Source organism: Lelliottia nimipressuralis, from assembly GCF_004115925.1.
Lineage (GTDB): Bacteria > Pseudomonadota > Gammaproteobacteria > Enterobacterales > Enterobacteriaceae > Enterobacter > Enterobacter nimipressuralis.
Map to the genome: position 1 here is coordinate 21,344 of NZ_SDDX01000015.1, position 21,997 is coordinate 43,340.

Annotated in this window: 25 protein-coding genes; 7 read left to right on the plus strand and 18 right to left on the minus strand. The window is 54.9% G+C overall.

Features of this window, described 5'->3' with window-relative positions; genetic code table 11:
* Positions 1–54: 54 nt before the first annotated feature.
* From ETG88_RS12785 to yfbV, 3 genes are all read right to left on the minus strand, one after another.
* The gene (locus ETG88_RS12785) at positions 55–714 is read right to left on the minus strand and encodes a sugar phosphatase (protein WP_100780843.1); all 660 of its coding nucleotides are present in this window, start codon (positions 712–714) and stop codon (positions 55–57) included.
* 10 nt (positions 715–724) lie between these two features.
* A complete protein-coding gene (locus tag ETG88_RS12790) occupies positions 725–1,219 on the minus strand; it encodes a YfbU family protein (protein WP_095282756.1) in 495 nt (164 codons plus the stop codon).
* Positions 1,220–1,309: 90 nt separating this feature from the next.
* Positions 1,310–1,765, minus strand: coding sequence for a terminus macrodomain insulation protein YfbV (gene yfbV / locus ETG88_RS12795; RefSeq protein ID WP_100779445.1), 456 nt, complete (start codon positions 1,763–1,765; stop codon positions 1,310–1,312).
* 337 nt (positions 1,766–2,102) lie between these two features.
* Between yfbV and ackA the strand changes: the two genes are divergently transcribed.
* On the plus strand, positions 2,103–3,305 hold the full coding sequence (ackA, locus tag ETG88_RS12800) for an acetate kinase (protein WP_100779444.1): 1,203 nt from the start codon (positions 2,103–2,105) through the stop codon (positions 3,303–3,305).
* A gap of 76 nt (positions 3,306–3,381) precedes the next feature.
* A complete protein-coding gene (pta, locus tag ETG88_RS12805) occupies positions 3,382–5,526 on the plus strand; it encodes a phosphate acetyltransferase (protein WP_100779443.1) in 2,145 nt (714 codons plus the stop codon).
* Positions 5,527–5,606: 80 nt separating this feature from the next.
* Here the strand turns inward: pta and ETG88_RS12810 are convergent, their stop codons facing one another.
* From ETG88_RS12810 to ETG88_RS12830, 5 genes are all read right to left on the minus strand, one after another.
* Positions 5,607–6,560: a transketolase family protein gene (locus ETG88_RS12810; protein ID WP_100779442.1), complete on the minus strand. Its 954-nt coding sequence runs from the start codon at positions 6,558–6,560 to the stop codon at positions 5,607–5,609.
* A complete protein-coding gene (locus tag ETG88_RS12815) occupies positions 6,553–7,383 on the minus strand; it encodes a transketolase (protein ID WP_123427189.1) in 831 nt (276 codons plus the stop codon). Before ETG88_RS12815 ends, ETG88_RS12810 begins: the two co-directional genes overlap by 8 nt.
* On the minus strand, positions 7,380–8,771 hold the full coding sequence (locus ETG88_RS12820; RefSeq protein ID WP_107703186.1) for a PTS ascorbate transporter subunit IIC: 1,392 nt from the start codon (positions 8,769–8,771) through the stop codon (positions 7,380–7,382). Before ETG88_RS12820 ends, ETG88_RS12815 begins: the two co-directional genes overlap by 4 nt.
* Before the next feature lie 27 nt (positions 8,772–8,798).
* A complete protein-coding gene (locus tag ETG88_RS12825) occupies positions 8,799–9,077 on the minus strand; it encodes a PTS sugar transporter subunit IIB (protein WP_100779439.1) in 279 nt (92 codons plus the stop codon).
* Between the two features lie 79 nt (positions 9,078–9,156).
* Positions 9,157–9,600: a PTS sugar transporter subunit IIA gene (locus ETG88_RS12830; RefSeq protein ID WP_107703185.1), complete on the minus strand. Its 444-nt coding sequence runs from the start codon at positions 9,598–9,600 to the stop codon at positions 9,157–9,159.
* A 237-nt stretch (positions 9,601–9,837) separates the two neighbouring features.
* Here ETG88_RS12830 and ETG88_RS12835 point away from each other — a divergent pair, with 237 nt between their 5' ends.
* Entirely contained in the window at positions 9,838–10,857 is a 1,020-nt protein-coding gene (locus ETG88_RS12835) for a LacI family DNA-binding transcriptional regulator (protein WP_100779437.1), read from the plus strand.
* A gap of 3 nt (positions 10,858–10,860) precedes the next feature.
* Here ETG88_RS12835 and yfcD read toward each other — a convergent pair whose 3' ends face one another.
* Genes yfcD through yfcF form a run of 3 tightly spaced genes read right to left on the minus strand, consistent with a single transcriptional unit; the run spans position 10,861 to position 12,722 of the window.
* Positions 10,861–11,415: an NUDIX hydrolase YfcD gene (yfcD, locus tag ETG88_RS12840; RefSeq protein WP_129035525.1), complete on the minus strand. Its 555-nt coding sequence runs from the start codon at positions 11,413–11,415 to the stop codon at positions 10,861–10,863.
* Positions 11,416–11,470: 55 nt separating this feature from the next.
* A complete protein-coding gene (gene yfcE / locus ETG88_RS12845) occupies positions 11,471–12,022 on the minus strand; it encodes a phosphodiesterase (RefSeq protein ID WP_129035526.1) in 552 nt (183 codons plus the stop codon).
* 55 nt (positions 12,023–12,077) lie between these two features.
* Entirely contained in the window at positions 12,078–12,722 is a 645-nt protein-coding gene (gene yfcF, locus ETG88_RS12850; RefSeq protein WP_129035527.1) for a glutathione transferase, read from the minus strand.
* A gap of 138 nt (positions 12,723–12,860) precedes the next feature.
* Here yfcF and yfcG point away from each other — a divergent pair, with 138 nt between their 5' ends.
* The 4 genes from yfcG (at position 12,861) to ETG88_RS12870 (ending at position 15,404) form a co-directional block, all read left to right on the plus strand.
* Positions 12,861–13,490 (plus strand): GSH-dependent disulfide bond oxidoreductase, encoded by a 630-nt coding sequence (gene yfcG / locus ETG88_RS12855; RefSeq protein ID WP_100779434.1) that lies wholly within the window; start codon positions 12,861–12,863, stop codon positions 13,488–13,490.
* Positions 13,491–13,562: 72 nt separating this feature from the next.
* Positions 13,563–13,925 carry a dihydroneopterin triphosphate 2'-epimerase gene (gene folX, locus ETG88_RS12860; protein ID WP_100779433.1) on the plus strand — a complete coding sequence of 121 codons (363 nt, stop codon included), beginning with the start codon at positions 13,563–13,565 and terminating at the stop codon, positions 13,923–13,925.
* 18 nt (positions 13,926–13,943) lie between these two features.
* Positions 13,944–14,837 carry a TIGR01777 family oxidoreductase gene (locus ETG88_RS12865; RefSeq protein ID WP_129035528.1) on the plus strand — a complete coding sequence of 298 codons (894 nt, stop codon included), beginning with the start codon at positions 13,944–13,946 and terminating at the stop codon, positions 14,835–14,837.
* Between the two features lie 57 nt (positions 14,838–14,894).
* Complete coding sequence (locus ETG88_RS12870; RefSeq protein ID WP_102104911.1) at positions 14,895–15,404, plus strand: GNAT family N-acetyltransferase; 510 nt, start codon at positions 14,895–14,897, stop codon at positions 15,402–15,404.
* A gap of 81 nt (positions 15,405–15,485) precedes the next feature.
* Here ETG88_RS12870 and hisP read toward each other — a convergent pair whose 3' ends face one another.
* The 7 genes from hisP to purF all read right to left on the minus strand — a co-directional run bounded on the left by hisP (position 15,486) and on the right by purF (position 21,994).
* Positions 15,486–16,259 carry a histidine ABC transporter ATP-binding protein HisP gene (gene hisP / locus ETG88_RS12875; RefSeq protein ID WP_102104912.1) on the minus strand — a complete coding sequence of 258 codons (774 nt, stop codon included), beginning with the start codon at positions 16,257–16,259 and terminating at the stop codon, positions 15,486–15,488.
* Positions 16,260–16,266: 7 nt separating this feature from the next.
* Positions 16,267–16,983, minus strand: a complete 717-nt coding sequence (locus ETG88_RS12880) for an ABC transporter permease (protein WP_100779429.1) — start codon at positions 16,981–16,983, stop codon at positions 16,267–16,269.
* Complete coding sequence (locus tag ETG88_RS12885; protein WP_102104913.1) at positions 16,980–17,666, minus strand: histidine ABC transporter permease HisQ; 687 nt, start codon at positions 17,664–17,666, stop codon at positions 16,980–16,982. Before ETG88_RS12885 ends, ETG88_RS12880 begins: the two co-directional genes overlap by 4 nt.
* A gap of 85 nt (positions 17,667–17,751) precedes the next feature.
* The gene (gene hisJ / locus ETG88_RS12890) at positions 17,752–18,534 is read right to left on the minus strand and encodes a histidine ABC transporter substrate-binding protein HisJ (RefSeq protein ID WP_100779427.1); all 783 of its coding nucleotides are present in this window, start codon (positions 18,532–18,534) and stop codon (positions 17,752–17,754) included.
* 211 nt (positions 18,535–18,745) lie between these two features.
* Positions 18,746–19,528, minus strand: a complete 783-nt coding sequence (argT, locus tag ETG88_RS12895) for a lysine/arginine/ornithine ABC transporter substrate-binding protein ArgT (RefSeq protein ID WP_095282776.1) — start codon at positions 19,526–19,528, stop codon at positions 18,746–18,748.
* A gap of 290 nt (positions 19,529–19,818) precedes the next feature.
* Entirely contained in the window at positions 19,819–20,388 is a 570-nt protein-coding gene (locus ETG88_RS12900) for a UbiX family flavin prenyltransferase (protein WP_129035529.1), read from the minus strand.
* Between the two features lie 88 nt (positions 20,389–20,476).
* Positions 20,477–21,994 carry an amidophosphoribosyltransferase gene (gene purF, locus ETG88_RS12905; RefSeq protein WP_100779425.1) on the minus strand — a complete coding sequence of 506 codons (1,518 nt, stop codon included), beginning with the start codon at positions 21,992–21,994 and terminating at the stop codon, positions 20,477–20,479.
* Positions 21,995–21,997: the final 3 nt, after the last annotated feature.

Consider the following 21,997-nt stretch of genomic DNA (forward strand, 5'->3'; position numbering starts at 1 on the left):
GGAGTGGAATTTTGCCATAAAAAGGCCCCAACAATGTGGGGCCAAATCATGGGATTACATTTTTAAGGAGACGGTAACATTTCCGTCTGCGCCCTTGTGAACGGACAGCGCGGCAAGCGACGTGAGCACAAAGTCGACCTCGTCGAGCCGGGGCGAACCGGCGGGCACATTCACGGCAACCACATGGCTACCGGCGTTCAGCCCGGCCAGCACACCGGCGGCGGCATCCTCTACCACGACGCACTCGGCCGGATGGATGCCCAGCAATTCCGCGCCTAATAAGAAGGCGTCCGGTTCCGGCTTCCCGCGCTTCACGCGTTCGGCGGTGACGAACACTTCAGGCGTCGGCAGACCAGCAGCCTTATGGCGGGCGTGGGCGACGGGAATCGAACCTGAGGTCACGATAGCCCAGGGGATCTGCGCTTCTTCAAGATGATTGAGCAGCTCAAGCGCGCCCGGCAAGGCGACAATCCCTTCAACATCTGTTGCTTCGATCTGCTCCAGATACTTGAACTCCGCCTGAATCTCTTCTTCGGTTCGTCCTGGCAAGAAGTGACGTAAAGAGGTAATGGCCTGTTTGCCATGGATGAAATTCAATACGTCCTGATGGTCAATGCCATGCCTGTCGGCCCAATGGCACCACGAGCGCTCGACTACCGGCAGCGAATCCACCAGCGTACCGTCCAGATCAAACAGAAAACCTTTACACTGCACACTTACCCCCTCAGGCATTGATAATTTGCTGAATTTCGTTACTGCTTAAATGGTACTGACGCGGGCAGGCGTGCCACGCGCTTAACATACGCTGATATTTTTCCCACATCGGCGTCTGGGAATTGAAGCCATGGGTTCCGGCATCAAAATGGGTGTAACGCCCTTCGGTGTTGACCATGAAACGAACATAGCTCAGGTAACGCGATTCGGTCGCCACGTCAAAACCGAGGAACGTTACGCGACGCTCATCAATGGTTTGAGCATCTTTCAGATTGGTCCAGGAAACATGCAGCGCGTGGTACATCTCCATAATGTCGATGACGGTGCGGCACGTCTCTTCCTTCAGTTCGCCAAACTCGCGGTCCAGCTCGCGCATCTGCAAGCCGAAGCCACGTTCAACGATAGTCTGCAGGCGGCGATAGCGCTCCGCGTTGTCGGGATCAAGCATAGTCATCATCTTGTACTGATTGGACAAAATCAGACGTTGAGCGTTGGTCATTTCCATCTTTCGACTCCTGTTGCGCGTTGCACTAAAAAAAAGACACGGTAACTGGTGGTTACTGTGCCTTCTTTTCGTGACCGTTTCGATGATCAATCACAAGTCATCAAGGAATGTTTTATCAAGTTGCTTGAAAGCCCGCTTGAGCGTATCCGCCAGCGCCTGATAATCCGGTTTGCCTTCAACCGGGGCCAGCGCCTGACCTGCTTCCTGAAGTTTCCCGCGCACTTCATAAAACCAGTGTAAAATAGTAGGTGGCAGCGGCGTGACAGAACGTTTACCCAACCACCACAATCCCTGCATCGGGAGACTGAGCGCAAACAGCGCGGTTGCCACTGCCGGGCCAAGCTGACCACCCAGCGCGATTTGCCAGCACAAGGTAAAGACGGCAATCGGCGGCATAAAACGGATCGCATAGCGGGTGATGCGGATAACGCGGTTATCTACAAACACCGGCGCAAGGCGCTTCTCCAGGGGCCACGTCTTTGCGTAATGCTGGCCCCGACGAAACAGACTCAAGAAGCTCACGGAGGGGTTCTCAGGTGTCGACATGGCTGTACCTCAACTTCACATATAAAAATTAAAATTTTCGTGCAAATCCACAACAAGCCATGACAACGTTCAAAATATTTTGTCATCGCTACCCAGTATCGGGTATTCTGTGCCAGCCTGATTGGGCCTTAGACGAGAATCGTTAACTCGTCAAATTATCGCATATTATGCCATTGTCTGAAAATCGTTCAAAATGGCATAAAATCATATGGATTTCTTTCATCATGCCAGAAAGTTCGTTTGGCATGATGTTAATCATAAATGTCTGGGTCATCTTGCGCTACGCTACGAGACTCACTGACGTTTTTTTAGCCACGTATCAATAATAGGTACTTCCATGTCGAGTAAGTTAGTACTGGTTCTGAACTGCGGTAGCTCCTCACTGAAATTCGCCATCATCGATGCGCTCAACGGTGAAGAGTACCTCTCTGGTTTGGCCGAATGTTTCCATCTTCCTGAAGCACGTCTGAAATGGAAAATGGACGGCAGCAAACAAGAAGCGGCTTTAGGTGCAGGCGCCGCTCACAGTGAAGCGCTGAACTTTATCGTTAACACTATTCTGGCACAAAAACCAGAACTGTCTGCTCAGCTGACTGCGATCGGCCACCGTGTTGTTCACGGCGGCGAGAAGTACACCGGCTCTGTAGTGATCGACGATTCCGTTATTCAGGGTATCAAAGACGCAGCCTCTTTTGCACCGCTGCACAACCCTGCACACCTGATCGGCATCGCGGAAGCGCTGAAATCCTTCCCGAATCTGAAAGACAAAAACGTCGCTGTCTTCGACACCGCGTTCCATCAGACCATGCCAGAAGAGTCTTACCTCTATGCCCTGCCGTACAGCCTGTACAAAGAGCACGGCGTTCGTCGTTACGGCGCACACGGCACCAGCCACTTCTATGTTACTCAGGAAGCGGCCAAGATTCTGAACAAACCTGTTGAAGAGCTGAACATCATCACTTGCCACCTGGGCAACGGTGGTTCTGTTTCTGCTATCCGCAACGGCGAGTGTGTTGATACTTCTATGGGTCTGACCCCGCTGGAAGGTCTGGTGATGGGTACACGTTCCGGTGACATCGACCCGGCGATCATCTTCCACCTGCACGACACCCTGGGCATGAGCGTTGATGCAATCAACAAAATGCTGACCAAAGAGTCTGGCCTGCTGGGTCTGACCGAAGTCACCAGCGACTGCCGTTACGTTGAAGACAACTACACCACCAAAGCTGACGCTAAACGTGCAATGGACGTTTACTGCCACCGTCTGGCGAAATACATCGGTTCTTACACTGCACTGATGGATGGTCGTCTGGATGCGGTTATCTTCACCGGTGGTATCGGTGAGAACGCGGCAATGGTTCGTGAACTGTCCCTGGGCAAACTGGGCGTTCTGGGCTTCGATGTTGATCACGAACGTAACCTGGCTGCCCGTTTCGGCAAGTCTGGCTTCATCAACAAAGAAGGCACCCGCCCGGCTCTGGTTATCCCAACCAACGAAGAGCTGGTCATCGCGCAAGACGCGAACCGTCTGACTGCCTGATTCCACACCGCCAGCAATGCTGGCGGTGCTGTTTTGTACCCCGCCCACTGCGGCGGTAACCAAAAGAGGATAAACCGTGTCCCGTACTATTATGCTGATCCCTACCGGAACCAGCGTCGGCCTGACCAGCGTCAGCCTTGGCGTTATCCGTGCTATGGAACGCAAAGGCGTTCGCCTGAGCGTCTTTAAGCCTATCGCCCAGCCTCGTGCCGGTGGCGATGCGCCAGACCAGACCACCGCCATCGTGCGTGCGAATTCCGGTCTGCCAGCGGCTGAACCGCTGAAAATGAGCCACGTTGAGTCTCTGCTCTCCAGCAATCAGTCCGATGTGCTGATGGAAGAGATCATCGCTAACTACCACGCGAACGCGAAGGACGCGGAAGTGGTTCTGGTTGAAGGTCTGGTTCCGACGCGCAAACATCAGTTTGCTCAGTCTCTGAACTACGAAATCGCCAAAACCCTGAACGCTGAAATCGTGTTCGTGATGTCCCAGGGTACCGATACCCCGGAACAGCTGAACGAGCGCATTGAGCTGACTCGCAGCAGCTTCGGCGGCGCGAAAAACAGCAACATCACCGGCGTTATCGTTAACAAACTGAACGCACCGGTTGATGAACAAGGCCGTACTCGCCCTGACCTGTCTGAAATTTTCGACGACTCTTCCAAAGCGAAGATCGTGAAAGTGGACCCTGCTCAGCTGAGCGCAAGCAGCCCGCTGCCAGTGCTGGGCGCGGTGCCGTGGAGCTTCGATCTGATCGCTACCCGTGCGATCGACATGGCGCGTCACCTGAATGCGACCGTGGTTAACGAAGGCGACATCAATACCCGCCGCGTGAAATCTGTGACCTTCTGCGCGCGCAGCATTCCGCACATGCTGGAACATTTCCGTGCAGGTTCCCTGCTGGTGACCTCCGCTGACCGTCCTGACGTGCTGGTTGCCGCCTGTCTGGCTGCGATGAACGGCGTTGAGATCGGTGCGATCCTGCTGACCGGCGCATACGAAATGGACCCTCGCGTTAGCAAGCTGTGCGAACGTGCGTTCGCCACCGGCCTGCCAGTGTTCATGGTGAACACCAACACCTGGCAGACCTCTCTGAGCCTGCAGAGCTTCAACCTGGAAGTCCCGGTTGATGACCATGAGCGTATCGAGAAAGTTCAGGAATACGTTGCAAGCTACATTAACGCTGATTGGGTTGAGTCTCTGACCGCGACCTCCGAGCGTAGCCGTCGTCTGTCTCCACCAGCATTCCGCTACCAGTTGACCGAGCTGGCGCGTAAAGCCGGTAAACGCGTTGTTCTGCCAGAAGGCGACGAACCGCGTACCGTTAAAGCGGCTGCTATCTGTGCAGAGCGCGGTATTGCGACCTGCGTGCTGCTGGGTAACCCAGATGAAATCACCCGCGTTGCAGCGTCTCAGGGCGTTGAGCTGGGTTCAGGTATTGAAATCGTCGATCCAGAAGTGGTTCGCGAGAGCTACGTTGCCCGTCTGGTTGAGCTGCGTAAGAGCAAAGGCATGACCGAAGCCGTTGCGCGCGAACAGCTGGAAGACAACGTGGTACTGGGTACCCTGATGCTGGAGCAGGACGAAGTTGACGGTCTGGTTTCCGGTGCAGTTCACACCACCGCGAACACCATTCGTCCACCGCTGCAGCTGATCAAAACGGCACCAGGTAGCTCGCTGGTCTCTTCTGTGTTCTTCATGCTGCTGCCTGAACAGGTTTATGTTTACGGTGACTGTGCGATTAACCCAGACCCAACTGCAGAACAGCTGGCTGAGATTGCTATCCAGTCTGCGGACTCCGCAATTGCCTTCGGTATCGAACCGCGCGTTGCGATGCTCTCCTACTCCACCGGCACCTCTGGTGCAGGTAGCGACGTAGAGAAAGTGCGTGAAGCGACGCGTCTGGCGCAGGAAAAACGTCCTGACCTGATGATCGATGGCCCGCTGCAGTACGACGCCGCCGTGATGGCTGACGTTGCGAAATCCAAAGCACCGAACTCTCCGGTTGCAGGTCGCGCGACCGTGTTCATCTTCCCGGATCTGAACACCGGTAACACCACCTACAAAGCGGTACAGCGTTCTGCCGACCTGATCTCCATCGGGCCGATGCTGCAAGGTATGCGCAAGCCGGTGAACGACCTGTCCCGTGGCGCGCTGGTTGACGATATCGTCTACACCATCGCTCTGACCGCGATTCAGTCTTCACAGCAACAGCAGTAATGTTCTGAAAGTTCTGTAAGCCCGGTAAGCGTTTGCACCACCGGGCAACAAAAAGGCGACCCTCTGGTCGCCTTTTTTAATTACAGCAGCTCTCGCGCCGCCGAGACAATATCGTGTGCCGTCAGGCCATACTCTTTCTGCAGGAAGTCCTGCGTGCCCACCTGACCATACCGCTCTTTCACGCCGACACGACGCATCGGGACCGGACAGGTTTCCACCAGCACTTCCGCCACCGCAGACCCCAGCCCGTTGTGAATACTGTGGTTTTCACAGGTCACAATCCGCCCGGTTTTCTCGGCGTAGTTTTTCACCAGCATCCGGTCGATAGGTTTCAGGGTAAACATGTCGATTACCGCCGCGCTGACTCCCTCCTGCTCGAGCTGACGGGCCGCTTCCAGCGCTTCCGCCACCATGATGCCGTTTGCAATCAGCGTGATATCGCTCCCCTCACGCAAAACGTTTCCTTTGCCAATGGTAAAGGTTGAACCCGGCGCATAGACGCTTGGCGCCTGCTTACGAATCGTACGCACCCAGTAGAAACCCTCGAGATCGATAAGCTGGCGCAGTACATCTTCGAACATCACCGCATCGGTCACTTCCAGCACTACCGAATGCGCCAGGCCGCGCACGATCCCCATATCCTCAAACGACATATGGGTGCCGCCGTTGTGACAGGCCGTGACACCCGCATCCGAGGCAATGACCTTGACGTTATTGCGCTGATAATCCAGCGACATAAACAGCTGGTCAAAGCAGCGGCGGCTGGCAAAGGCCGTAAACGTATGCACAAACGGTTTGCGCCCGGTGAGTGACAAGCCGGCGGCCGTACCGATGACGTTGGCTTCCATAATGCCGCAGTTAATCACATGCTGCGGGTAATCACGCGCCACGCCATCCATTGCCATTGAGCTCATCAGATCGGCTTCGAGAGCGATAATCTCACTTCCGGCTTCAATCTGGTTTGCCACGAAACCGGCGTAGACTTTACGCATCTCGATGGCATCTTTTTGTCCTGCGGGTGCAACCTTAATCATGTGCGGCCTCCAGTTGGCGAATCGTCTCATTCAGCGCGGCTTTGACGTCATCCGTCAGTCGCAGGTGGTGGGAGTTGCTTAGCTGCTCCAGATACGGCACGCCCTGCCCTTTGATGCTGTCGAGGATCACCACCAGCGGGCGGGCACCGGCGGCAGGCGGCAGTGAAACCGCCTCCAGCAGTCCGGCCACGTCGTCCCCCTTGACCGTCACCACGTCAAAGCCAAAGGCGCGGAACTTCCCTTCGAGATCGAACGCACAGATGATCTCATCCAGCTCGCCGTCGAGCTGCTGTTTGTTCCAGTCGACAAAGATGGTCAGATTGGTCAGCCGGTGATGGGCGATAAACTGGAAGGCTTCCCAGCACTGCCCCTCGTTTAGCTCGCCGTCACCGACGATACTGAACACCCGGTTAGGACGCCCCGCCAGCTTATGCGACAGGGCCATCCCGCCAGCGATTGAAATTCCCTGCCCCAGCGAACCGGTAGTGGCATCCACACCGCGCGTTTTCAGGCGATCCGGGTGGCTCGGCAAACGCGTGCCGTTCTGGTTCAGCGTGCTCAGTTCTTCCACCGGGAAATAGCCTTTGATCGCCAGCGTGCTGTAAAGGGCCGGGCCAGCGTGCCCCTTGGAGAGCACGAAGTAATCGCGCTCTGGCCAGTCGGGATCGGCCGGGTCGATTTTCATCACCGCGCCGTACAGCACCGCCAGCGTTTCCACCACCGACATACTGCCGCCGTAATGACCGAACCCCAGCTGCGTTAAAGATTTGAGCGTTTCCAGGCGGATCTCACGCGCCAGTCGGGTGACTTCTTTCACATTCATGATTTAGCTCCGGTGTTTTCCTGCGCGTTACCGCCCGCAGAGTTGTTTTTAGCGAACACGTTGTAGGCCACCAGCGCGGCGAACAGCGCAACGACGAGACCGGTAATGGCGAACGGAGACAGGTAGCGCGCCAGATTGCCCAGCACGATGCCCACTGCGCCAAAATCGGCGTCTGAGAAAGTGGTGTTAGCGAAACCAATCGCCCCCAGCACCGGCAGCAACATCACTGGCAGGAAGGTAATCAGCAGGCCGTTAGCAAAGGCTCCAATCATCGCACCGCGACGCCCGCCCGTAGCGTTCCCGAACACTCCGGCAGTGGCCCCAGTGAAGAAGTGAGGAACCACACCCGGCAGGATCAGCACCCAGCTAAATTGCCCACACAGGAACAGACCAACCAGACCGCCGAGGAAGCTGAACAGGAAACCAATCAGCACGGCGTTAGGCGCATAGGGATAGACCACCGGGCAGTCGAGGGCCGGACGCGCGTTCGGGACCAGCTTTTCGGAAAAGCCGGTAAAGGCCGGGACAATCTCCGCCAGAATCAGACGCACACCCTGCAGGATGATGAACACCCCCGCCGCGAAGGTGATCGCCATGATAATTGCGTAAACCAGGTAGTTTTGACCGCCGCTGAAGGTCGCTTCGACATACTCACGTCCGGCGCTGACGGCCATAATCAGGTAGATGATCATCATGGTCAGCGAGATAGAGATTGAGCTGTCGCGCAGGAAGCTGAGGTTCTTTGGCAGATTCATCTCTTCCGTTGAGCGCGAGCCTTTCCCGCATTTGCTGCCGATCCAGCCGGAAAGCACGTAGCCCAGCGTACCGAAGTGGCCAAATGCGATATCGTCATTACCGGTGATGCGCTTCATGTAGCGTTGCGCCAGCGCCGGGAAGAACGCCATGACCAGACCGAGAATCAGCGAGCCGGTAAAGACCAGGCCGATACCCTCAAACCCGGCGACGGTGAGGATCACGCCGATCATGCAAGCCATGTAGAACGTGTGGTGCCCGGTCAGAAAGATGTACTTCAGTCGGGTAAAGCGAGCGACAATAATATTCGCTACCATCCCGAAGGCCATAATCAGCGCCGTAGATGCGCCATATTTTTCCAGCGCAATGGACACAATGGCTTCGTTATTCGGAATAATGCCCTGAATATTAAAGGCGTGTTCAAACATTCCCCCTAAGGGATTTAAGGAGCCGACCAGCACCGTAGCACCGCCGCCCAGAACAATAAAACCGAGAATGGTTTTAATGGTGCCTTTCACCACATCCGAAAACGGTTTTTTCTGGGCTACCAGTCCAATTAAGGCAATTAAGCCCACCAGCACTGAGGGTACTTTTAAAATATCAACAACGAAATTCAACGTTTCGAGTATAAACATATCCACCTCACCGTTTACAGGGTGTTATCAGGATGATTGTTTTGCGAACCAGGCGCTGAGTTGCGCTTCCAGTTCATTGATATCAATAATGTTGTTGATGACCACCAGCTGGCTTTCCGGCACGCTCGCGCTGGCAGCGATATCTTTCGCCATCACGAACACGTCGGCAGCACCGGGGGTTGCCGAAGAGAGATCGGAGTGCTCAACCTCAGCCTGGATATTTAATTTTTTTAGCACTTTTTTGATATTCATTTCGACCATGAAACTACTGCCCAGGCCGGAGCCGCAAATCGCCATAATTTTCATTGTTATGCCTTTTTTGAGTAGAGTGCGCCCGCATCACGCCTCAGCGTAATGAGTAAATTAATCGGAATGGGTAATAACGTCAGAAGCGTTCGATAATGGCTTTTATTTCCTCCCGCGTATTTACGTTATGCAGTTCGGCCAAATCATCGTCACTGGAAAATAACTCGGCCAGCGCGGAGATCATTTCGATATGGCTGTGTTTATCGGGTGCAGCCAGCATGATAATAATATCTACCGGATCGAACTCTCCGGCACCGAATGCAACTCCCTGCTTAAGTTTTAATAATGAGAGGCCAAGCCCTTTCGCCCCTTCTTCTGGCCGCGCATGCGGCATGGCCAGCCCTGGTGCCAGCACGTAATACGGTCCTAACTTATGATGCTGTTCGACAATCGCCGTCACATACTCCGGGGAGATCACGTTCATCTCCAGCAGCGGTCTGGCGCAAAGCTCCAGCGCCTGCGGCCAGTTTTCAACGCTCTCTTCCAGGGTGATGGTTGCATCATGTATCCATTTTTTGAGCATGTTTTCCTCCCGGCCTGATATCAACAATGAGCAAACTTTATGCAAGGCTATCACGGATAGCTGCGATCAAGATCACAAAGATAGCGCTACCAATTTCTAACATTCAAAATTGTGATAGCGCTATCAAATTACAAACCGCACCTTAAATCACAGTAAAAAAAGGGAGTTAAGGCGTATACTGATTTTTACGTGAAGTGAAGGAAGATAACAAAACGCGACTGGTCACCAGGAATTTGTATGTCTCTAACCCGAAAACGACGTAGTACCGGCAAAGTGACAATCTCTGATGTCGCTCAGCTTGCCGGAGTGGGTACTATGACGGTGTCCCGCGCATTGCGCACGCCAGAGCAGGTTTCCGATAAGCTACGAGAAAAAATTGATGCGGCGGTGCAGGAGCTGGGTTATATGCCTAATCTTGCAGCCAGCGCGCTGGCGTCAGCATCATCCAGGACCATTGCCATGGTCGTCCCCAATCTTGCAGAAGACGGGTGTTCCGATATGTTCGCCGGACTGCAGCAAATCCTGCAACCGGCCGGATACCAGATTATGCTGGCCGAATCTCAGCACCGTCCTGAGCAGGAAGAGAAACTGCTCGAAACGCTGCTCGCCTCTAACATTGCGGCCGCCATTTTGCTCAGCGCGGAACACACGGATACCGTCCGCCACTGGCTGAAAAACGCCTCTATACCGGTGATGGAAATGGGGGCGATGCGCGCCGATCCGCTGGATATGAATATTGGAATCGATAACGTCGCGGCGATGTACGAACTCACCGAACTGGTGATTCAGCGCGGCTATCAGAACATCGGGCTGCTGTGCGCGAATCAGGAGCAGTGGATTTTCCAGCAGCACCTGCAGGGCTGGTATAAGGCGATGTTGCGCCACCATATGTCGCCGAATCGGGTGATTAATGCCGCACTGCCGCCGAATTTCTCAACGGGGGCGTCGCAGCTGCCGGAGTTTTTACTTGCCTGGCCGGAACTGGATGCGCTGGTCTGCGTCTCCGACGAACTGGCGTGTGGCGTGCTGTATGAGTGTCAGCGCCGGCGCATCAAAGTACCGGATGACCTGGCGGTGGTGGGTTTTGGCGATAGCGACGTCAGCCGCGTCTGTCAGCCGCCGCTGACGACGATGGCGGTGCCACATCGTAAGATTGGTGTTGAAGCGGGACGCGCGCTGCTGGAGCGCTTGAATGACAGCGACTGGCGCGATCAGAAACCGATCGCCTCCAGTCTGTGTTTGCGGGAGAGTTGCTGAGGTTTACTCAGCCTGCTCCTGCTTCTCAGGTTTAGCGGATTCGTTTTTGGCGTTGCGGCTCATCCACAGCGCCAGAGCTTTCAGTGAATCCGGAGTGAACTCATCACAACGTGCGGTGATCTCTTCTGGCGTCATCCAGCTTACTTCGCTCACCTCTTCTTCCTGAAGGGCGAAGGGACCGTGGGACACGCAGCTAAACAATCCGCCCCACACGCGACAATGCGGGTCTTCAAAGTAGAACAGACCGTGCTCGGCAAAAGGCACACCGGCAATGCCCAACTCCTCTTCTGCCTCACGACGCGCAGAGTCCAGCAGAATTTCATCGGCCTGGACCACGCCACCTGCCGTAGCATCGAGCATGCCCGGGAGAAAATCTTTCGTGTCAGTACGTCGCTGTACCAGGATCTTGCCCATTCCATCGTGAACAACGATGTAAGTTGCGCGGTGACGCAGACGTTCAGCCCGCATTTGCTCGCGGCTCGCCTGTGTAATCACTTCATTGTCTTCGCTGACAATGTCAACCCACTCTGTACTTGCCAAATGACTCTGCTCCACCATCGGGAACCCTTCTCGTTAAGCGCTCTTTTGGCGCGTTTGACTTTTGAGGTGTAACTTACGGATTAATGCTGACCTGCGCAATAACTTGCTGATCATTAAGTGCGATAACGCGTAATAGATTCTCCTCCAGCATGCCGTAGCTGGGGACATTCCCCCCTTTCGGAATACTGACGGAGCCAGGATTGAAATGCACGGTATCTCCGTGCCTCGACGCCACCGGAATATGAGTATGACCGTAAACCAGCACATCGCCAGTCGAGAGCGGCGGCAAATTATCCGGGCTAAAAAGATGTCCGTGGGTCAAAAACAGGCGGTTCTGTTCCAGCAACACCTGCTGCCAGGGGGCAGTCATCGGGAAGTGAAGTAACATCTGATCGACTTCGCTGTCGCAGTTGCCGCGCACCGCGATGATTTTATCCGCAAACTGATTCAGTTTGTCCGCCACCTGCGCGGGAGCGTAGCCGTCCGGAAGCGCATTACGCGGCCCGTGGTTGAGCACATCGCCGAGGATAATCAGCCACTGCGCCCCGCTTTGCACAAAGCGTTCAAGCACGCGCTCCGTCGCGGGCAGCGATCCGTGAATATCCGATGCAAACATGAGTTTCATCAGTGACTCCTTTCAAATGATCACTGCCCTATCATACCTGAACCCACGGGGTTTATCAGCCTGAACGCTTTGCCGACAGCGCGACAAAACGCTGCACGGAGGCGCGCTGCCACTGGAAGGAGGCATAGTTGGCCAGCGCCTGCGGAACGGCGTCGCCATTCAGTACCAGGCGGTTCAGCATCAGTGCCAGATCCGCATCGGCAATACACCATTCGCCAAACAGGTTCGGGTTGCCGTGTTCCAGCAGCTTCGCGGCCGTTTCAAAGAGCTTACTGGCGCTCGCCTCACCCGCTTCGTTGAGCGCAGGCATTTTCGCGCCGCCAAAGATCACGTCCGTCGCACGCTGCTCACGAATCGGCACCAGATCGCTCCTGAGCCACGCCTGGATCTGTCGCGCCCGCGCGCGTTTTTGCAGATCGTGAGGATAAATACGCTCCCACTCCGGCGGCGCAAAGCGGTCTTCGAGATACTCATCAATGGCTGAGGATTCACTCAACTCAAACCCGTCGATTTCCAGCACCGGTACACGGCGCGTCAGCGCGTAACCCTGCCACTGTGGTTTAAGGTGTTCGCCGCGATCCAGATCAACGGTTTTGAGGTTGAACGTCAGCCCCTTCTCCGCCAGCGCGACATACACACTCATGACATACGGCGAATAAAAGTTGGCATCGGACCACAGGGTAATCGTAGGTTGGCTCATAACATCCTCATCGGCTGAACGGTTTTCATCCAACATATAATCTCTTTGCGTTCCTGTCACTTGATGAAAACTCACGATTTATGCGCAGCGCCTATACTCGTTTTTAAGGCCTGAAATAATCTAATGACAGGAGTTGAGATGATAGACCTCTATTTTGCCCCGACCCCTAACGGTCACAAGATCACGCTCTTTCTGGAAGAAACCCAGCTGGATTATCGCATTATCAAAGTGGATATCAGCAAAGGCGATCAGTTCCGGGCTGATTTTCTGGCCATTTCGCCCAACAATAAAATTCCCGCGATTGTCGATACCTCCCCTGTGGATGGCGGCAGGCCGCTGAGTCTGTTTGAATCAGGTGAGATCCTGCTCTATCTGGCGGAAAAAACCGGCAAGCTGCTGAGCGGTGAGCTGCGTGAGCGCCACCACACGCTGCAATGGCTGTTCTGGCAGGCGAGCGGTCTGGGGCCGAGCCTGGGACAAAACCACCACTTTAACCATTTTGCCCCGCAGCCCATTCCTTACGCCATTGAGCGCTATCAGGTGGAAACCCAGCGTCTTTACGGGGTGCTGAACAAGCGGCTGGAAAAATCCCCGTGGCTTGGCGGCGACCATTACAGCATCGCCGATATCGCCTGCTGGCCGTGGATCAACGCCCATCTGCGCCAGCGAATCGATCTGGCCACTTACCCTGCCGTGAACAACTGGTTCGAGCGGATCCGCACCCGCCCGGCGACGGAGCGCGCGATGCAGAAGGCTCAGCAAATTTAGGTACCCGCCGGATTGGGCGCGCCCAAAATCCTCATGTATTATGGTGCGAATAACAAACAGAGGAAGCCTGCAATGTCTCAGCATGACGCTATTATTCGTATAAAAAACTTACGCTTACGCACTTTTATCGGTATCAAAGACGAAGAGATCGAAAATCGTCAGGACATCGTGATTAATGTCGTTATTCACTACCCGGCCGACAAGGCCCGCGCCAGTGAAGATATCAACGACGCCCTGAACTATCGCACCATTACCAAGAACATCATTAAGTACGTTGAGAATAACCGTTTCTCTTTGCTCGAAAAATTAACTCAGGATGTGCTCGATATCGCACGCGAACATCACTGGGTCACTTATGCTGAAGTAGAAATCGACAAACTTCACGCGCTGCGTTACGCCGACTCGGTCTCTATGACCCTAAGCTGGCAACGCTAAGCGCCTCCAGGAGGTGGTATGAAGATTCTGGTGACCGGCGGTACCGGCCTGATTGGCCGTCATCTCATTTCGCGCTTGCAGGTGCTGAAACACGACATCACCGTGGTGACGCGCAACGCGGATAAAGCGCGTCAGGTGCTCGGCAATCACGTCGGTATCTGGAAAGGGCTGGCTGAACAGCAGAATCTGGACGGCTTCGATGCCGTCATCAACCTCGCCGGTGAGCCTATCGCCGACAAACGCTGGACCGAAGAGCAGAAACAGCGGCTGTGCGACAGCCGCTGGAACATCACTCAAAAGCTGGTCGATCTGTTCCACGCCAGCGCAACGCCTCCGTCGGTGCTGATCTCCGGCTCGGCGACAGGCTATTACGGCGATCTCGGCGAAGTCGTTGTTACCGAAGAAGAGCCACCACATAACGAATTTACCCACAAACTCTGCGCCCGCTGGGAGCAAATCGCCTGCGGTGCGCAGAGTGACGCTACCCGCGTTTGTCTGCTCAGAACCGGCGTGGTGCTGGCACCGAAGGGCGGGATTCTGGCGAAGATGCTCCCGGTATTTAAACTTGGCCTGGGCGGTCCGATGGGCAACGGGCGCCAGTATCTGGCCTGGATTCATATCGACGATATGGTTAACGGCATTCTGTGGCTGCTGGATAACGATCTGCGCGGCCCATTCAATATGGTTGCGCCCTACCCGGTGCGAAACGAACAGTTTGCCCATGCGCTGGGCCACGCCCTGAAACGCCCGGCGGTGCTTCGCGCCCCTGCGACGGCCATCCGCCTGCTGATGGGGGAATCGTCAGTGCTGGTACTGGGCGGGCAGCGCGCCCTGCCAAAACGGCTGGAGGTGTCGGGATTTGCCTTCCGCTGGTACGACTTAGAAGAAGCCCTGGGAGATGTGGTGGGTTAAATCTGCCGTGTCGCTTATGGTAGAGTCGTACGTCAGACTCCCCAGAATGGCGACACTATGGCGACAATCACCACTCCCCGACTTCAGCTTTCCCCCTTTAAACCCTCCGACTGGGCGTTCTTCCGCTCCCTGCGCGAAGATCGTGCGATCATGCGTTATATGGCGGCCATTGCGCCTGAAAAAGAGACCCGACGCCTGTTCGCCATTCGCCTGGCAGCGCCCCACACCTTTGTGATTCGCGCCCATGGCAACGACACACCGCTCGGCGATATTGGCCTGCAAATCAGCGCGAAGTTCCGTGAAGAAGCAGATATCGGCTATACAGTGATCCCTCAGGCACAGGGCAAAGGCTATGCCAGCGAAGCGCTGCGAGCAGTGTGCGACTATGCGTTCAGCCAGGCGGGCGTGAAAGCGATTAACGCCTATGTGCTGGCGGATAACGCCGGTTCGGTGCGGGTGCTGGAGAAGCAGGGATTTGTGCGTACTCAGGTGCTGGAAAAGGCCTATGAGATTAACGGCGTGCGGTATGACGACTGGGTGTATCGGCTGGAGTGTGGTGCGGTGTGAATTGCCGGGCGGCACGGTCTTTGCCCGGCGATGAAATGCGTTTTGCAGGCCCGGTAAACTCAACGCCACCGGGCACCGACATTACTTGAGCGAGCCTTTCAGGAACTGCTGCAAACGCGGGCTTTTCGGGTTCGCCAGCACCTCATCAGGATGCCCTTGCTCTTCGATGACACCCTGATGCAGGAAGATAACGTGGTTCGAGACGTTACGGGCAAAGCCCATCTCGTGCGTCACCACCACCATCGTTTTCCCCTCTTCGGCCAGCTTCTGCATAATGCGCAGCACTTCGCCCACCAGCTCAGGATCGAGCGCCGAGGTCGGCTCATCAAACAGCAGAACTTCCGGCTCCATCGCCAGCGCGCGGGCGATGGAAACACGCTGCTGCTGACCGCCGGACAAATGCACCGGATACTTAATCTGCTGACGTTCGTCGATACCCACTTTCGCCAGGTATTTCACCGCACGTTCACGCGCTTCCTGTTTGCTTAAGCCCAGCACCTGAATCGGCGCTTCCATGACGTTTTCCAGCACCGTCATATGGCTCCAGAGGTTAAAGTGCTGGAACACCATCGTCAGACGCGTGCGCAGCAGACGCAGCTGATTTTTATCCGCCACTTTCAGCTGCCCGTCTTTGTCGCGCACCAGGTTGATATTTTGCCCGCTGACGATAATCGACCCTTCGCTCGGCTTTTCGAGGAAGTTAATGCAGCGCAGGAAGGTACTTTTTCCCGAACCGGATGAGCCAATAATACTGATCACATCGCCCGCATTCGCCTGCAGCGATACCCCTTTCAGCACTTCATGTTCGCCGTAGCGTTTGTGCAGATCGATAACGTTTAATTTATTTTCAGACATCGTTTTCTCAGTGCGTCGAAGTAGGTTTCATGTGCTGCAACCAGCGTTTTTCTGCCTTGCGGAACAGGCTAATCAGGACGTACGAAATAATCAAATACAGCACCGCGGCGATGCCAAAGGCGGTAAAGGGCTGGTAAGTCGCCGAGTTAATATCACGCGCGATTTTCAGCAGGTCCGGCACTGTCGCGGTAAACGCCAGCGCGGTGGAGTGAAGCATCAGGATCACTTCGTTGCTGTACGCCGGCAGCGCGATACGCAGTGCGGAAGGCATAATAATGCAGCGATAGAGCTTCACCGATGAGAAACCATAGGCGCGCGCCGCTTCAATCTCACCGTAAGGCACAGAACGAATGGCACCGGCGAAAATCTCAGTGGTGTACGCGCAGGTGTTTAGCGTCAGCGCCAGCACGGTACAGTTCAGGCCGCTGCGAAAGAACGCGTTCAGCATTTCTGTGCCTTTGACTATTTCCAGCGTGTACATGCCGGAGTAAAAGACCAGCAGCTGGACGTACAGCGGCGTGCCGCGAAAAATATAGGTAAACAGCCAAATCGGGAAGCGAATGTATTTGTTTTCCGATACGCGGCCAATGGATAAAAACACCGCCAGAATCCCGCCCATCACCACAGACGAAATCAGCAGCCACAGGGTAATCGCCACGCCAGTAAAACGATAGCCATCGGTCCACAGCAGCGATTTCCAGTATTCCTGAATAATCTCAATCACAGGTCAGCCCTCTTCACACCCACGGAGTAGCGACGTTCGAGAAGAAGCAGCACACCATTGGAGACGGTAGTAAACACCAGATAAATCACGCCGCACACGACGGCAAAATAGAAGGGTTCCCAGGTGCTCTTACCCGCAAGCTGCGTGGCTTTGACCACATCTTCCAGACCGAGGAGGGAAACCAGCGCCGTCGCTTTGAGGATCACCTGCCAGTTGTTACCGATGCCCGGTAAGGCAAAGCGCATCATGGCCGGGAACATAATCCGACGGAAAATTTGTGAGGAGGTAAAACCGAAGGCGGTGGCCGCCTCGATATGGCCTTTTGGTACGGCCATGTATGCGCCGCGGAAGGTTTCCGTGAAATAGGCGCCGTAAATAAAGCCAAGGGTGATAATACCGGCCACCATCGGGTCGATATCAATCTGCGACATTCCCACGGCATCCGTCACGCCGTTGAGCGCAATCTGCAGACCATAGAAAATGAGCAGCATCAGGACCAGATCGGGCACACCGCGAATCAGCGTGGTGTAGCCTTCAAAAATTAATGCCAGTACCCGATTACTTGAGAGTTTCGCTCCCGCACCCGCCAGGCCTATCAGCACCGCCAGCACCACTGAACTGATGGCCAGTTCGAGGGTGACAAGCGCGCCTTGTAAAATAACGCCAGAAAATCCGTACAGCATAAGGCCTGCCCTGTCGTGAGTGGTCACACCGTGTCTTTTCCCCTCCCGGAACGCGGGAGGGGCCGCACGTTATTTAACGGGGCGATTAGCCGCCGTAGACATCAAAGTCGAAGTATTTCTTCGCCAGTTTTTCGTAAGTGCCGTCTGCGCGCATTTCGGCAAAGGCTTTGTTCAGTGCTTCGCGCAGTTCGTTGTCCTCTTTACGCAGGCCCATGCCGGTGCCGACGCCAAAGAGTTTCTCGTCCTTAATGGACGGACCGCCGAACTTGTAATCTTTCCCTACAGGCTGCTTCAGGAAACCTTCGCTGGCGGCCACTTCGTCCTGGAACGCCGCGTCGATACGGCCAGCAGTCAGGTCAGCGTAGATATTTTCCTGGCCCTGGTAGGAGACGATCTCAATGCCTTTCGGCGCCCAGTGCTCATTGCCGTAGGTTTCCTGGGTGGTGCCCTGCAGCACGCCCACGCGTTTGCCTTTCAGTGACTCAAGCGTTGGCTGAATGTCAGAAGACTTCGCGACCACCAGACGAGAATCCGCCGCATAGAGTTTGTCGGTGAAGGCAATCTCCTGCTGACGTTTTTCGGTGATGGAGAGTGAGGACATAATCACGTCGATTTTCTTCGCTTTCAGCGACGGGATCAGCGCATCCAGTGGGTTCTCAACGTAGGTGCATTGGGTTTTGATGCGTTTGCACAGCTCATTGGCGATATCGATGTCAAAACCGACCAGTTCACCTTTCGAATTCTTAGATTCGAACGGGGCATAAGTCGGATCGGTACCGATACGGATTTTTTGTGGAATGGCGGCAAAAGCTGCGGTAGCGCTGGAAAATGCGAGTACCAGAGAAAGCGACAACACCAGTTTTTTCATGTTTATCCTCAACAGACTGTCTTCTTACGGGATTTTACAACGGGGGAGTGCCATTAATGTGCCATTAATCCCCCTGGCAAGGCAAAGTATAAAGCCCGCCAGATGGAAATTTTTGCATCATAAATGCTTAACTATGCACTCGACGACCCAAAATGGTGCGTCTTTTGCACCATTTTGGATCATGCAAAGCGCAGTGCCCCGTCAGTGACGATTAATCCCCGTAGACGTTGAAGTCGAAGTACTTCTTCGCCAGCTTGTCGTAGGTGCCGTCTTTGCGCAGTTCGGCAAAGGCTTTGTCGAATGCCGCTTTCAGCTCTTTGTCGTCTTTACGTAAGCCAATCCCAGTGCCATCGCCGAAGTATTTTTTGTCTTTCACCGACGGGCCGGCAAAGGCGAACTCTTTACCTGCGGGTTGTTTCAGGAAACCTTCGCTGGCGGCCACTTCGTCCTGGAATGCGGCATCCAGACGCCCTGCTGCGAGGTCAGAGTAGATCAGATCCTGGTTCTGATAGGCAACCACATCGACGCCTTTTTCGCGCCAGTCAGCATTAGCAAACCCTTCCTGGGTGGAGCCTTGCAGCACACCCACGTGTTTGCCTTTCAGCGACTCGATGGTCGGCTGAATCGGGGAGCCTTTCGCCGCGATCAGACGGGAATCTGCCGCGTAGAGCTTGTCAGAGAAGGCGATTTCCTGCTGACGTTTTTCGGTAATGGAGAGCGAGGAGATAATGGCATCGATTTTCTTGGCTTTCAGCGACGGGATTAATGCATCAAAATCGCTGCCCACCCATGTGCATTTCACCTGCATGCGCTTGCACATTTCATTTCCCAAATCGATATCAAAGCCGACAAAGTCGCCTTTCGCATCCTTGGACGAGAATGGCGCGTAAGTGGCGTCTGTACCGATGCGCACTGTCTGAGGAAGTGCTGCATAGCTGCTCGCTGCCGCACTTAATCCCACCAGCAGAGACAGAGCCAGAACCGTCTTCTTCATACATTTACCCTCAAGTGTCGTGATTTTATTATGGTTTGTGTTGTGTGTTGGATAGCAGGCGTTCTCTTGCAGGTCTTATGCCATATTGCCGACTGGTCAAAAAATCGACGTTAAATATGTTAATAAAACGTTGCGATATTGCCTTAATAGTGAAGATAGCAGGTCTGCCAAACGAACCGGAGGGGGAAAAAGGGAAAAAAGGAATTAAATGTCGAGGATATGATCGCGGTTGCATAATTGCCCCGAGAAGGGGCAACCGGGCTTATCATGCACCCAAACAGGGCAACGGGTTATGCGCCCTGCCAGCGCGCGAACAGATCTTCCGGCAGGTCGACATCAAACTGATCCAGTACGCGGTTTACGGTCTGGTTAATGACGTCGTCGAGGGTTTGCGGGCGATGATAGAACGCCGGAACCGGCGGCATAATGACCGCGCCCAGCTCCGCCGCCTGCGTCATCAGACGCAAATGGCCGAGATGCAGCGGCGTTTCGCGCACGCACAGCACCAGCGTGCGGCGCTCTTTCAGCACCACGTCGGCCGCACGGGTCACGAGAGTGTCTGTATAGCTGTTGACGATGCCTGAGAGGGTTTTAATGGAACAGGGCAGGATAACCATGCCGGCAGTTTTAAACGAGCCAGAGGAGATGCTGGCGGCGATATCGCGGGCATCGTGCACCACGTCGGCCAGAGCCTGAACATCGCGCAGAGAAAAATCGGTTTCGAGGGAAAGGGTCTGACGCGCCGCCTGGCTCATCACCAGATGGGTCTGGACATCCGCCACGTCGCGCAGCACCTGGAGCAGACGTACGCCGTAAATGGCGCCACTGGCACCGGAGATCCCTACAATGAGTTGTTTCATGATTTCGCCCTTTCTTGCTTCAGGGCAGACTTTGCAGGATTTTGCGGGGAGTTGCAAGTGAGGGCATCCGCCCTCACTTGCCGGGGCGTTAGCCTTCGTTGTGCATCTCTAAGCTTTCGAGATCGTTTTGCATCTGTACGGCTTTGGCATCGTCGTTACGCAGCGAGTCAAGGTAGTCGAGATACTGCTGATCGACGTCTTTGGTCACATAGATGCCGTTGAACACGGAACACTCGAACTGCTGAATGTCCGGGTTTTCAGCGCGTACTGCGTCAATCAGATCGCTGAGATCCTGGAAAATCAGGCCGTCAGCGCCGATGATCTGGCGAATCTCGTCCACTTCACGACCGTGTGCGATCAGCTCGTTGGCGGTCGGCATGTCGATACCGTAGACGTTCGGGAAACGAATTTCCGGCGCAGCAGAGGCCAGATAGACTTTCTTCGCACCGGCTTCACGCGCCATCTCGATAATCTGCTCGGAGGTGGTGCCACGTACGATGGAGTCATCCACCAGCAACACGTTCTTATCGCGGAACTCAGCGCGGTTGGCGTTGAGCTTACGACGCACGGACTTACGACGCAGCTGCTGACCAGGCATGATAAAGGTGCGGCCAACGTAGCGGTTTTTCACAAAGCCCTGACGGTACGGTTTACCCAGAATACGGGCCATCTCCAGTGCGATATCGCAGGAGGTTTCCGGAATCGGGATCACCACGTCGATATCCAGATCGTCCCACTCGCGGGCGATCTTCTCACCGAGTTTGGTACCCATATTCACGCGCGCGCTGTACACGGAAATTTTGTCGATGAACGAGTCCGGGCGTGCAAAGTAAACATATTCGAACAGGCACGGATTGCTGACCGGGTTTTCCGCACACTGACGGGTAAACAGCTGACCTTTCTCGGTGATGTAGACGGCTTCGCCCGGTGCGACATCGCGCAGGAACTCAAAGCCCAGGGTATCCAGCGCCACGCTCTCTGAGGCGACCATATACTCGGTACGGCCATCACCCAAATCACGCTTACCCAGCACCAGCGGACGGATGCCGTTAGGGTCGCGGAATGCCACCATACCGTGGCCGATAATCATCGCCACGCAAGCATACGCACCACGGATCTGGCGGTTAGTCGCGGCAATGGCGGCAAAAATGTTGTCTGCTTCCAGCGGATAATGGCGGAAGTTATCCAGCTCGCTGGCAAAGATATTGAGCAGGATTTCAGAATCAGAGGTGGTGTTAATGTGGCGACGCTTCTCTTCGAACAGCTTTTTACGCAGCTCATGCGCGTTGGTCAGGTTGCCATTGTGGGCAAGCGTGATGCCATACGGTGAGTTGACGTAGAAAGGCTGTGCTTCAGAGGCGCTGGAACTGCCAGCAGTAGGATAACGAACGTGGCCAATCCCCATATTGCCTTGCAGGCGCTGCATATGGCGGGCTTCAAATACATCGTTGACCAGGCCATTCGCTTTGCGTAAACGGAAACAGTTGTTGGCATCAATGGTGATGATGCCTGCTGCATCCTGGCCACGGTGCTGAAGCACCGACAACGCGTCATAAATAGACTGGTTTACCGGCATGAAACCGGCGATACCGACAATACCGCACATTCG

Bases quoted from the DNA above. Each gene is read 5' to 3' on its own strand.
- yfcE (WP_129035526.1), bottom strand. From the start codon at position 12,022: ATGAAACTCATGTTTGCATCGGATATTCACGGATCGCTGCCCGCGACG.
- yfbV (WP_100779445.1), bottom strand. From the start codon at position 1,765: ATGTCGACACCTGAGAACCCCTCCGTGAGCTTCTTGAGTCTGTTTCGT.
- ETG88_RS12835 (WP_100779437.1), top strand. From the start codon at position 9,838: ATGTCTCTAACCCGAAAACGACGTAGTACCGGCAAAGTGACAATCTCT.
- ETG88_RS12865 (WP_129035528.1), top strand. From the start codon at position 13,944: ATGAAGATTCTGGTGACCGGCGGTACCGGCCTGATTGGCCGTCATCTC.
- ETG88_RS12825 (WP_100779439.1), bottom strand. From the start codon at position 9,077: ATGAAAATTATGGCGATTTGCGGCTCCGGCCTGGGCAGTAGTTTCATG.
- ETG88_RS12790 (WP_095282756.1), bottom strand. From the start codon at position 1,219: ATGGAAATGACCAACGCTCAACGTCTGATTTTGTCCAATCAGTACAAG.
- ETG88_RS12810 (WP_100779442.1), bottom strand. From the start codon at position 6,560: ATGATTAAGGTTGCACCCGCAGGACAAAAAGATGCCATCGAGATGCGT.
- yfcF (WP_129035527.1), bottom strand. From the start codon at position 12,722: ATGAGCCAACCTACGATTACCCTGTGGTCCGATGCCAACTTTTATTCG.
- yfcD (WP_129035525.1), bottom strand. From the start codon at position 11,415: ATGGTGGAGCAGAGTCATTTGGCAAGTACAGAGTGGGTTGACATTGTC.
- hisP (WP_102104912.1), bottom strand. From the start codon at position 16,259: ATGTCTGAAAATAAATTAAACGTTATCGATCTGCACAAACGCTACGGC.
- ETG88_RS12815 (WP_123427189.1), bottom strand. From the start codon at position 7,383: ATGAATGTGAAAGAAGTCACCCGACTGGCGCGTGAGATCCGCCTGGAA.
- ETG88_RS12830 (WP_107703185.1), bottom strand. From the start codon at position 9,600: ATGCTCAAAAAATGGATACATGATGCAACCATCACCCTGGAAGAGAGC.
- purF (WP_100779425.1), bottom strand. From the start codon at position 21,994: ATGTGCGGTATTGTCGGTATCGCCGGTTTCATGCCGGTAAACCAGTCT.
- ETG88_RS12885 (WP_102104913.1), bottom strand. From the start codon at position 17,666: ATGCTGTACGGATTTTCTGGCGTTATTTTACAAGGCGCGCTTGTCACC.
- yfcG (WP_100779434.1), top strand. From the start codon at position 12,861: ATGATAGACCTCTATTTTGCCCCGACCCCTAACGGTCACAAGATCACG.
- ETG88_RS12870 (WP_102104911.1), top strand. From the start codon at position 14,895: ATGGCGACAATCACCACTCCCCGACTTCAGCTTTCCCCCTTTAAACCC.
- hisJ (WP_100779427.1), bottom strand. From the start codon at position 18,534: ATGAAAAAACTGGTGTTGTCGCTTTCTCTGGTACTCGCATTTTCCAGC.
- folX (WP_100779433.1), top strand. From the start codon at position 13,563: ATGTCTCAGCATGACGCTATTATTCGTATAAAAAACTTACGCTTACGC.
- ETG88_RS12820 (WP_107703186.1), bottom strand. From the start codon at position 8,771: ATGTTTATACTCGAAACGTTGAATTTCGTTGTTGATATTTTAAAAGTA.
- argT (WP_095282776.1), bottom strand. From the start codon at position 19,528: ATGAAGAAGACGGTTCTGGCTCTGTCTCTGCTGGTGGGATTAAGTGCG.
- ETG88_RS12900 (WP_129035529.1), bottom strand. From the start codon at position 20,388: ATGAAACAACTCATTGTAGGGATCTCCGGTGCCAGTGGCGCCATTTAC.
- ackA (WP_100779444.1), top strand. From the start codon at position 2,103: ATGTCGAGTAAGTTAGTACTGGTTCTGAACTGCGGTAGCTCCTCACTG.